Consider the following 11,215-nt stretch of genomic DNA (forward strand, 5'->3'; position numbering starts at 1 on the left):
GGCGGCACACCCGGCGGCACACCCGGCGGCACACCCGGCGGCACACCCGGCGGCACACCCGGCGGCACACCCGGCGGCACACCCGGCGGCACACCCGGCGGCACACCGAGTTTCGCTAGCACATCGGGCGGTCCCGGTGTGGGCGGGGCGGGTTCGGGTGGCGGGGTTCCGAAGGCGCGGGCGGGGGTGTGGTGGTGTGCTTCGCCGGGTCGGCGGTGGGCCGAGGTCGGGAAGGGGTCTGCTGTGCGTGATGTTCGGGTTCGGCGAGCGGCGCCCCGGTTGGCCCAAGGGACGGGGCCTGGTGGTCGAACAGGGGGTGGACACGCTGTTGACCAGGGCTTGACAGTTGACCTTCGTGGTCACTCAGTGACCTCACGAAGGTCTGACGATTGACCCGTGAGGATGATGGTGACATAACGAACCGCTTAGGGGCACGGACTGGGTAGTCGGCGGGCCTCGCGAATCGTATCCTGGTTGTGACGCCCCCTGGACGGGGCGTCCGCCGGGACCGGCGGCAACCGTGAACACCCGGCGCCCGCGACCGCTGTGCCGGAGGAGGAGCCATGCCACTCTCCGAGCACGAGCAGCGACTGCTCGACCAGATCGAGCGCGCGCTCTACGCCGAGGACCCGAAGTTCGCATCCACAGTGCGCGGCGCCAAGCTGCGCAAGCCGTCCCGACGGCGTCGCATCCAGGGCATCGCGCTGTTCGCCGTGGGTGTGGCACTGCTGGTGACGGGTGTGATGTTGCCGAAGCTCGCTGGTATCCCGGTGGTGAGCGTGGTCGGCTTCCTGTTGATGTTCTTCGGCGTACTGCTGACCGTCACGACGCTTCGTCGTGGCGATCAGGGCGCCGACGAACCCAACGACGAAGGAAGTCGCCCGAGCCGCAGCTCGTTCTCCCAGAAGATGGAAGAACGCTTCCGTCGTCGTTTCGAGGACGAGTAGAAGCCCGAGCGAACATCCGCACACGGCCCGCCCTGGGACACCAGGAGCGGGCCGTGCGTTTGTCCGGAGAACGGGCACCGCGCCTCGGGCGGCGGGAACGGTTCGGATGAACGCGGGGGAAACGGACATCCGCGTTCGGCACGCGGTGGCCGGTACCTGGGGCCGGGTGTCGGCGATCGGACGCCGGGGATGGCCGGGCTGATCGGTGGATCCGGCTGGCGGGCTCGGACGGCGCGCGCCTGGGACCAGCCGCTCGCTGCGCACGAGCCTGGCCCCGCCGACACCCGAAGCCGACCGTCTCCCGTCCGACCGCCTTCCGTCCGAACGGAGTCCGGGCTCGACGGGTGCCTGGCCTGACCGACGCCCTGAGCCGGCGGCTGTCCGGGCCGACCGGAGTCGGCCAGACGGTGGCCCGGCCGGTGGCGGCCCGACCGACGCCTGAGCCGACGGGCGTCCGGCCTGACCGGAGTTGGCCTGGCCGGTGGTGGCCTGGCCTGGTGGTGGCCCGGCCCGGCCCGGAGTCGGCCCGGCCCAGTGGTAGCCCAGCCGGTAATGGCCGGGCCGGTGGTGGCCTGGCCTGGTGGTAGCCCGGCCGGGGTTGGCTTGGCTGGTGGTAGCCCGGCTGGAGTCGGTCCGACCCGGAGCCGGCTTGGCGGGAGTTGGCCCGGCCTGGAGTTGGCTTGGCGGGAGTTGGCTCGGCGCGGAGTTGGTCTGGCCGGAGTGGGCCTGGCTGGTGGGGTTGCCGTGCCCTGGGTCAGACGCCCACCGAGTCCGCGGTCTCGTCCGCCGGGGTGGTCGGGTGGAGGACCGAGCGCGGCATGATCTTGGCCTTCAGGGCCAGGGGCGCGTTGCGGTTCAGGCTTTGGCGGACCTCGTCGACCGCGGTCGGCAGGGACGGGTCGGCGGTGGTCGTGGTGCTGTACCAGGAGCGTTCCACCGCGCCCACCACCGCGCGCAGGCCGTCGCGGCCGCGGTCGTCCAGGTTGTGGGCCCGGACCAGGCGGCGGGCGGCCACCCGGACGGTTTCCGTGTCCGGGACGCGGGTGCCCCGGTCCACCGACTCGGCGAGGAGTTCCTGCCAGGCCGCGTTCGCCGCGTCCGGGCCCAGGCTCGCCACCACGGCCAGGCGCGAGCGGCGGCGCCACGTGCGGATCACCGCCGGGACGGCGGCCACCAGGGCCAGTGCGGGCAGCGCCGCGACCCACCACGACACCAGGCCCACCGCCAGCACCACGCCCACCGCGCCGGACGCCAGCGCGCCACCGGTAGCGATCGGTCGCACCCTGGCCGGGCCGATCCGGGTCCACGCCAGCAGTGCGAGCAGCAGCGCCAGCGCGAACCCGGCGATCAGCGCGATCTTGTGCCACAGCGGCACGGCCTGCTCGTCGCGGTTCGCGTCCGCCTGGTTCTGGCCGTTCGCGGTGTCGACCGCCGTCGTGGACGTGCCGACCTCGGTCGTGGTGGTCGGCGCCGACGTCACGCCCGAGGCGTCGTCCGGCTCGTCCCCGTCCGGGCTCAACCCGTTGATGTACGACGGCGTCACGCTGCGCCCGTCGGTCAGCGGCGTCGGGTCGAAGGTCATCCAGCCGTAGCCCGGGAAGTAGACCTCGACCCACGCGTGCGCGTCCTGCGTGGTGATCGACAGCGCGTCCTCGGTCGGGTACCCGGCGGTGAAGCCCAGCGCGACCCGCGCCGGCAGCCCGACCGCCCGCGCCATGATCGCCATCGCCGACGCGTACTGCTCGCAGAACCCGGTCTTGCCGTTGAACAGGAAGTCCGACAGCGCGTCGACGTTCGTGTCGTTCTTGGTCTGGGTCGTGTACTTGAAGCCGTGCGTGCCGTCGGTGAAGTACGCCCAGAGCGCGCGCGCCTTGTCGAACGTGTTGGTCTGGTCCCGGGTGATCTGCTGGGCGAGTTCGCGCACCTCCGGCCGCACGCCGGGCGCCTGGAGGTACGCCGGGTCGATGTCGAGCGCGCCGGAGGCCTTGCGCAGCACGTCCGCGCTCGGCTCGGTCAGCACCGTCTCCAGCTTGTACTCGTCGGCCTTGCGCGCGCGGACGCTGTAGACCATGCCGCGACCCGGGTCGTACCGCCAGTTCTCGTCCACATCGGACAGCCGGCGCGGCCTGCCGTACACGGGCAGCCAGTTGTCCACCCAGGTGACCGGCTCGATCCGGACCTCCTTGACCTCGCCCGCGCCGTCGTCGCCCGGCTGCGGCGCGAGCGCGGCGTTCGCCGGGTCGCCCTCGGGCAGGTTCCCGCCGAGCTGCCAGCCCTTGTCCGGCACGAAGTCGCGCAACGTCATCGCGCGCAGGTACGCCGACTGGCCGAGCCCCCGCACCTTGAACATCTCCCGCGACGCGCCCTGGTTGAGCATGCCGCGCAACTCGGTCATCGGGTCGATGCCCAACCCGCCGGACCCGCCGCCCACGTCGTCACCGGTGCCGGGCAGCCGCCCGACCGTGCCGACGAGCGTCAGCGACATGCCCGCGAGCAGCGCGACGACCACGGCCAGCGCCGCGACCCCGGTCGCCGCCGAGCCGGACCCGCCGCCGCCACCGCCGAGCCGACCGCGCCACGCCGAGTGCTTGTGCTGCCCGTCGACGGCCAGCAGCAGCGCGAACGCGCCGGCGCCGCAGACGAACGTCCACACCGGCAGCATCGCGTCGGCCAGCGACGCGGGCACCGCGAACACGCACAGCAGCACCAGTCCGGACGCGGCGGGCGCGCCGGCGCCGACGGCCAGCGCGTCGACCAGCACCGAGACCACGCCGATCGCCACCATCACCAGGCAGCTCATCGCGGCGCTGCTCGGCACCGGCGGCACGCCCGTCTGCACCTCGGTGATCGCGTCGGACAGCACGGTGCCCAGGTCGGACAACGACTGCGGACCCGGGAACACCACCAGCACGCCGGTGCGGGTGAACACGGTCACCAGCAGGCACAGCAGCGCCAGCAGCTGACCGGCGACGACCAGCAGCGACGGCAGCCGCAACGACCGCAGCAGCACGCCGACACCGGCCACCACGGCGATCGCCACGGCCAGGTGCACCAGCCACAGCCCGCCGTCGATCACGCTGGACAGCGCGGTCGCGGCGCACAGCGTCGCGAACCCGGCCACCGCCGGTGTCGCGCTCACCACCCAGTTGCCGCCGCGGGTACCGGTCGCGCCGCTCACTTCAGCCCACCTCCGTGCGCACCACTGGCCCGCGGTTGCCCGCGCTGTGGCACAGCTCGCGCCACACCTGGTTCATGGACGTGCCGGGTCCCGCGACGACCGCGCCCCAGCCCGCGCCGCGCAGCAGCCCGACCGCGTCGTCGGGCCCGGGCGCCGGGTCCTCCGAGGGGCCTGCCCACCGGGACACGTCGAGCACGACGGCCAGGCTGCGCATGCCGCGCGGCCGGTTGCGCACCAGCGCGTCGACCACGCCGGGCGTGCAGGAGCCGAGGATCGCGATGACCTCCTGGCCCGCGCCGGGATCGACCCCGGCGGCGGGCTCGCGGCGGTGCGAGGGCTGCAACGCGGCGAGCGCGTCGAGCACCAGCGAGTCGCTGTGGCCGCCCTCGCCCGCGATCACCCGGCCGTCGTCGCCGACGAGCCGCACCTGGTGGCCGTACCGGTGCAGGTGCAGGCACACCGAGGCGGCGAACGAGACGGCCCACTCCAGGGACGCGGTCGGCCCCGCGCCGCGGTGCGCGGTCAGCCGGTGGTCCAGCAGCACGGTCGTGCCGCCGCGCCACGGGCGTTCCTCGACGCGCACCATCAGCTCGTCGCGCCGCGCGGTCGACCGCCAGTGGACCTTGCGCAGGTCGTCGCCGTGCCGGTAGGGCCGGACCACGGCGTCGTCCTCGCCCTGGCCCGCGCGCAGCCGGATCGAGCCGTCGTCGCCCGCGCCCATGCCGGACCCGCTGGGCAGGCCGACGAGCCCGGTCACCCGGGGCACCACGACGAGCCTGGTCCGCCCGGCGAGCTCGCGGTCGAACTCGGCCAGCCCGAACGGGTCGGTGATGCGCGCCATCAGCGGACCCACCTGCTGGACACCGCGCATGACGGGCTTGAGCTGGTAGCGCAGGGCGGTCACGGTGTTGCGCGGCAGTCGTTTGACCACGAACCGCGGCCGGGAGCCGAGCGCGTAGGGGACCGCGTCCTCCAGCAGCAGCCCGCCGGTCGGCAGCCGGCCCGCGCTGCGCAGCTCGACCCGCACCTCGGTGGACGACCCGACCTGGACCCTGGCGGGGAACAGGAAGCGGTTCGCGTTCAGGCCGACCCGGGCGCGCCCGGCGAGCCACGCGGCGAGCACCGGCAGCGCGATCACGAACGCGGCGACGCGCAGCAGGTCGCGCTCGTTGAGGATCACCGCGCACGCGCCGGCCGCGAACCCGGCCGCGAGCAGGCACCTGCCGCGCGTCGTCAGGCCGGACAGGGCTCCGCGCATGTCAGCGGTTCGGGTTGGCGGCGTGCGGGAACGGCCCGCCCGGAGGCATCGGCGTCCCGTGCGGGACGGGCACCCGCTGGAGCAGGTTGCGCACCAGGTCGGCGGAGGACCGGCGGGCGGCCTGCGCCTCGGCGGTCGGCACCAGGCGGTGCGCGAGCACCGGCACGGCCACCGCGTGGATGTCGTCGGGCACCACGAAGTCGCGACCGGACAGCGCGGCCTGCGCGCGGGCGGACCGGACCAGCTGGAGCGTCGACCGCGGCGAGGCGCCCAGCCGCAGCTCGGGCAGCCGGCGGGTCGCGCCGACCAGTTCGACCGCGTACCGGCGGATCTCGGTCGACAGGTGCACCCGGCGCACCGCGTGCACGAGCTTGAGCACCTGGTCCGCGTCGGACACCGGGCGCAGCTCGTCGAGCGGGTTCGCGCCCGCGTGCTCGTCGACCATGGCGAGCTCGGCCTGCGGGTCGGGGTAGCCGATGGACACCCGCGCGGTGAACCGGTCGCGCTGCGCCTCGGGGAGGGCGTAGGTGCCCTCCATCTCGATCGGGTTCTGGGTGGCGATCACCATGAACGGCGCGGACAGCGGGTAGGTGTGCCCGTCGACCGTGACCTGGTGCTCCTCCATGCACTCCAGCAGCGCGGACTGGGTCTTCGGCGACGCGCGGTTGATCTCGTCGCCGACCACGATGTTCGCGAAGATGGGGCCGGGGCGGAACTCGAAGTCGTTGTCCTGCCGGTTGTAGATCGACACGCCGGTGATGTCGCTGGGCAGCAGGTCGGGCGTGAACTGCAACCGGCTCACCGAGCAGTCGATGGATCTGGCCAGCGCCTTGGCGAGCGAGGTCTTGCCGACCCCGGGCACGTCCTCGACCAGCAGGTGACCCTCGGCGAGCAGCGTGACCAGCGCGATCCGGACCACCTCGGGCTTGCCGACGATGACCTTCTCGACGTTCGCGGCGATCCGGCCCACCACGGTGTGCAGCTCCGCCAGCACCTCGTCAGGCCGCTCCTGTGGATGACCTGTGCCCGCCGACACGTGGTTCACGCCCGGCCCACCCACACCCCCGTAGGAGTGACCGGGCAGGGCGGTTGGCGGGGTACTCGGAGTCACGCGACCTCCTGGAGCGGGACGGCCCGACCGCGACCGGTTCGCGGTGGCGGCGAGCGTTTCACGCAGTGTGTCAAACCAGGGCTAAGCGCCCTACACCCGATTGAACAGTTTCGCCCGCGGGGCGTCCAACGTCCGGGCGGTCCGGCCGGTTCGACCCGCTTCCACCCACCATTCCCCACCACGCGCCGCCGTGAACCGGTTTCACGTGTTTTCGTTGGGCCATCCGGGTGGATTCAGGGGCCTCTCAGCTCACTCTCCAGGGGTACGGGCGCCCGTCGTCCCCCACCGCGCCCCACACCGGCCGTCTTCGCTCTACCAGCGAAAACGTGATCCCGCTCGCCGTGCCTCCACTCGTTTCAGCGTTGACTGTGGGGAAAAGTGGGGTACTGTGGCGGCCGGTGGGGCAGACGGGGGCTCCACTGCCGGTCGGACGTCTGGTTCCGGCGTCGGGAGGTGGAGTGCCGTGTTCCTGGGCACGCACCACCCGAAGCTGGACGACAAGGGCCGGCTGACGCTGCCTGCGAAGTTCCGGGACGCGCTAGCGGGGGGTCTCATGGTCACCAAGGGCCAGGACCACTGCCTCTACGTGTTCCCTCGGGCCGAGTTCGAGCAGATGGCGCGCAAGGTCGCGGAGGCCTCCTTCACCAACGAAGCCGTCCGCGCCTACCAGCGCTACCTGTTCGCGGGGACGGACGAGCAGCGGCCGGACGGGCAGGGCCGGGTGTCCATCGCACCGGAACTGCGCCGCTACGCCGGGTTGACCAAGGAGTGCGTGGTCATCGGCGCGGTGAACCGGCTGGAGATCTGGGACGCGCAGGCGTGGCAGCGGTACCTCGACGAGCACGAGGAGAGTTACGCCGAGGCTCGCGAGGAGGTGCTGCCCGGCGTCTTCTGATGGCCCGTTGGCTTGATCGCTTGAGGTTTCGGGTGCCGTGAGGCCTCGGTCCGCTCGGCTATCGGCCCTGGCGCACCTTCCCCGGCGCCAGGTCCGACGGGCGGGCGGGGACCTGACGTCACCCGATTCTGTTGTTCGAGGGGGTAGTTGGAGGAGTGGGTCTGATGGCGCAGCGGGCGCGGCACGTGCCGGTGCTGCTCGACCGCGTGCTGGACCTGCTCGCACCGGCCCTCGCCGACCGCGACGCGGTCTTCGTGGACTGCACGCTCGGTCTCGGCGGCCACTCGGAGGCCGTGCTGGCACGGTTCCCCCGGGTCCGGCTGATCGGGCTGGACCGCGACCCCCAGGCGCTCGCGCTGTCCCGGGAGCGGCTCGCGCCGTTCGGTGACCGGGTGTCCTTCGTGCAGACCACCTACGACCGGATCGCGGACGCCGTTCCCGGCCGGGTCGACGGGATCCTGATGGACCTCGGGGTGTCGTCGTTGCAGCTGGACGCCGAGGAGCGCGGGTTCGCCTACTCCAAGGACGCGCCGTTGGACATGCGGATGAGCGCGGGCACCGGCACGACGGCGGCGGACGTGCTCAACACCTACTCGGTGGACGAGCTGACCCGGATCCTGCGCGACTACGGCGAGGAGCGGTTCGCCCGCAAGATCGCCGGGGCGGTGGTCCGGGAGCGCGAGAAGGAACCGTTCACGTTGAGCGGCCGGCTCGTCGAGCTGCTCTACGCCGTGGTGCCGGCCGCGACCAGGCGCACCGGCGGCCACCCGGCGAAGCGCACGTTCCAGGCGTTGCGCATCGAGGTCAACGAGGAGCTCGAGTCGTTGCGGCTCGCGCTGCCCGAGGCGCTGTCGGTGCTCGCGGTGGGCGGTCGGATCGTCGTGGAGGCCTACCAGTCCCTGGAGGACCGGATGGTCAAGCGGGCGTTCGCGTCGCTGGCCGAGTCGAAGACGCCGCTGGGCCTGCCGGTGGAGCTGCCCGGCCACGGCCCGGAGCTGAAGCTGGTGACCCGGGGCGCCGAGGTCGCGAACGAGCAGGAGATCGAGGACAACCCCAGGGCCGCGCCGGTGAGGCTGCGCGCGGCGGAACGGATCCGGGAGGCGACATGACCGCGCCGGCACGGACCGGTGGCACGGCGTCGCCCGGTCCCCACCCTCGGGAGCGGCAGCTGCGCAAGGCGGCGGCCGAGCGGTCGCGGACCCGGTCCGCGGCGGCCGAGCGGGCCTACGCGCGGCGGGCTCAGCGGAACGCGCCCCGGGGTGCGTCGCGGAGCGCGTCGGCGGCGGCCCGGCAGGCCGTGGTGGCGCCGCGGGCGCCGTTCGTGGTGATGGTCATGGTGGTGCTCGGGGTGGGCATCGCGGCGATCATGTGGTTGTCGACCCAGGCCACGGCCGACTCGTACCGGTTGCAGGACGCGCGGGCCGAGGAGACGCGGTTGGCGCGGCAGGTCGAGCAGTTGCGGCAGGAGGTCGCGTTGGCCGAGTCGCCATTGGAGTTGGCCGCGGCGGCGGCCAAGCTCGGGTTGCTGCCCGCCGGGGATCCGGCGAAGTTGCGGTTGTTGCCCGACGGGACGGTGGAGGTCTACGGGAAGCCGTCCGCGGTGCAGGCGCCTCCTCCGCCGGTGACCTCGTCGGCCGCGCCCACTACGTCGGCCGCGCCGACCACTTCGGCCGCTCCTACTACTACGACTGCTGCTGCACCTACGACTGTTGTTGCGCCCGAGCAGCCCGACGCGAATGTCGTGCCCACCACCACCGCGGCCGGTGGGTGAGGTTCCCGTGGGGCGGGCTCGGGCGTGCTTCCAGCAGGTAATCGGAGGTTCGTGATGCCCACTCGGGGCAGGCCCGCTCGTCGTCCCCTGTCGGTGCGGGGGCGACCCGCCAAGCGTCGGGGGGGTAACAGTCGCGTCCGGATCGGGGTCGGGCGGCTGTTGCTGATCGGGGCCTTGGTGTTGGCCGGGTTGCAGCTGGTTCGGGTTCAGGGGTTCCAGGCCGAGGCGTTGTCGGCGCAGGCCGAGAAGCAGCGGGCCACCCAGATCGACATCCCGGCCGCTCGTGGGTCCATCACGGATCGGAACGGCAACCAGTTGGCGTTCAGCGTCGAGGCCCGGGCGTTGTACGTGGTTCCGGCGTTGATGCGGGAGAATTGGGCCAAGGCTGTTGCGGCCGATCCGTCGATCGGCAGCTTCGAGGATCACGCCAAGGCCATTTCGGTGTTCGTCGAGCAGACGTTGGGTGCTTCGGTCGGTGGGCAGAAGACCGATGCCGCGACCATTTACGGGATGTTGACGCGGGACACCACCTACATCGAGCTGGTGGACAACGTGGACCCGGCGAAGGCTGCCTCGATCACCGAGCGGTTCAACGACGTGGGGGCCGAGTACCGGGCCGTCCGGGTTTATCCCAACGGGTCGTTGGCGTCCAACATCGTGGGGGCGGCGAACTGGCGGAAGTCCGAGTCGCCGGCGGTCACCCAGGGCTTGCTGGGGTTGGAGAACTCGCAGGACACCGTGCTCGCCGGGACCAACGGGCGGCGGGTCGTGGACACCATGCAGGGGAATGACAACGTGGTTATTCCCGGGCCCGGGCGGTCTCGGGAGTTGGCGGCGGCCACTCCCGGGAAGAGCTTGGAGTTGACGCTCGACATCGACACGCAGTACGCGTTGCAGAAGATGGTCACTGATTACACCGCGAAGTCCGGGGCCAAGGCCGGGTCGGCTGTGGTGTTGGACGCGCGTACCGGTGAGATCGTCGCGATGGCGAACGACAAGACGTTCGATCCGACCGACTTCGGGCAGGCTTCCGATGATCAGAAGCGGAACACCGCGGTCAGTTCGGTGTTCGAGCCCGGGTCGGTGAACAAGATCATTACGGCCGCCACGGCCATCGAAGACGGGATTTATCAGCCGGACAGCGTGTTGACCGTCGACCCGTCGATCAAGATTGCCGACCGGGTGATCGGGGATGCCACCTGGCATCCCACCCAGGAGATGTCGTTCACCGGGGTGTTCGCGAAGTCGTCCAACGTGGGGACGTTGATGACCGCGCAGAAGATCGGGCCCGATCGGTATTCGGACATGATGCGGTTGTTCGGGTTGGGCAAGCGGACCCAGTCCGGGTTGCCCGGGGAGGAGCAGGGGGTTGTTCCGCCTCGGGGGCAGTGGTCCGGGTCGACGTTCGGGAACCTGCCCATCGGGCAGGGGTTGAGCATGACGTTGTTGCAGATGACCGGGATGTACCAGGCCATTGCCAACGATGGGGTTCGGATTCCTCCGCGGATCGTCCGGGCTGTGGTGGATGCTTCCGGGGCTCGGCGGGAGATGCCCAAGCCCGAAGAGGTCCGGGTGGTGTCGCCTACTACTGCGAAGACTGTTCGGGATATGTTTCGGGCGGTGTTGCAGAACTCTCCCGGGCAGGTCGGGACCGGGTATCCTGCGGCGTTGCCGGGGTATCAGATCGCCGGGAAGACGGGGACTGCTCAGCAGATTGACGAGAAGTGTTCCTGTTATAGTTCATCGCAGTACTGGATCACGTTTGCGGGTATTTTGCCTGCGGATAATCCGCGGTATGTGGTCGGGATCATGTTGGATGCGCCCAGTGGGTCGCAGTACAGCGGTAGTGCTGCGCCGTTGTTTCATGATGTGGCGTCTTATCTGACTCAGCGGTATCAGATTCCCATGTCCGATGTGCAGAGTCCTGTGGTTCCGTTGGTGTTGGGGTGAGGGTTGGGTGTTGGGGTGAGGATTGGGTAGTCGGGTGAGGGTTGTGTGTTGGGGTGGGTTTAGAGCGTAAAAGCGTCCTCGCCGGACGGGCAGCGCCTCCGGGGG

At 71.4% G+C, this 11,215-nt stretch carries 8 protein-coding genes; 5 read left to right on the forward strand and 3 right to left on the reverse strand.

What is annotated here, in order from left to right:
- The first annotated feature begins 563 nt into the window (after nt 1-563).
- Entirely contained in the window at nt 564-947 is a 384-nt protein-coding gene (locus AB0G50_RS11995) for a DUF3040 domain-containing protein (RefSeq protein WP_360105805.1), read from the forward strand.
- A 754-nt stretch (nt 948-1,701) separates the two neighbouring features.
- On the opposite strand, the gene AB0G50_RS12000 is transcribed toward AB0G50_RS11995, so the two are convergent.
- From AB0G50_RS12000 to AB0G50_RS12010, 3 genes are read right to left on the reverse strand one after another with little or no spacing between them, the layout of a single operon-like run.
- Nucleotides 1,702-4,125: a DUF3488 and transglutaminase-like domain-containing protein gene (locus AB0G50_RS12000; RefSeq protein ID WP_360105808.1), complete on the reverse strand. Its 2,424-nt coding sequence runs from the start codon at nt 4,123-4,125 to the stop codon at nt 1,702-1,704.
- Nucleotide 4,126: 1 nt separating this feature from the next.
- Complete coding sequence (locus AB0G50_RS12005; protein ID WP_360105811.1) at nt 4,127-5,383, reverse strand: DUF58 domain-containing protein; 1,257 nt, start codon at nt 5,381-5,383, stop codon at nt 4,127-4,129.
- A gap of 1 nt (nt 5,384) precedes the next feature.
- Nucleotides 5,385-6,377 (reverse strand): MoxR family ATPase, encoded by a 993-nt coding sequence (locus AB0G50_RS12010; protein WP_360106153.1) that lies wholly within the window; start codon nt 6,375-6,377, stop codon nt 5,385-5,387.
- Between the two features lie 580 nt (nt 6,378-6,957).
- Here AB0G50_RS12010 and mraZ point away from each other — a divergent pair.
- The 4 genes from mraZ (at nt 6,958) to AB0G50_RS12030 (ending at nt 11,110) form a co-directional block, all read left to right on the forward strand.
- Entirely contained in the window at nt 6,958-7,389 is a 432-nt protein-coding gene (gene mraZ, locus AB0G50_RS12015) for a division/cell wall cluster transcriptional repressor MraZ (protein ID WP_360105814.1), read from the forward strand.
- A 164-nt stretch (nt 7,390-7,553) separates the two neighbouring features.
- Nucleotides 7,554-8,498: a 16S rRNA (cytosine(1402)-N(4))-methyltransferase RsmH gene (rsmH, locus tag AB0G50_RS12020; RefSeq protein WP_360105817.1), complete on the forward strand. Its 945-nt coding sequence runs from the start codon at nt 7,554-7,556 to the stop codon at nt 8,496-8,498.
- The gene (locus AB0G50_RS12025; RefSeq protein ID WP_360105820.1) at nt 8,495-9,160 is read left to right on the forward strand and encodes a hypothetical protein; all 666 of its coding nucleotides are present in this window, start codon (nt 8,495-8,497) and stop codon (nt 9,158-9,160) included. The genes rsmH and AB0G50_RS12025 overlap by 4 nt, the downstream gene beginning before the upstream one ends.
- 159 nt (nt 9,161-9,319) lie before the next feature.
- Complete coding sequence (locus tag AB0G50_RS12030) at nt 9,320-11,110, forward strand: penicillin-binding protein 2 (protein ID WP_360105823.1); 1,791 nt, start codon at nt 9,320-9,322, stop codon at nt 11,108-11,110.
- Nucleotides 11,111-11,215 lie beyond the last annotated feature (105 nt).

Origin of the sequence: Actinosynnema sp. NPDC020468, from assembly GCF_040642015.1 — a bacterium.
Lineage (GTDB): Bacteria > Actinomycetota > Actinomycetes > Mycobacteriales > Pseudonocardiaceae > Actinosynnema.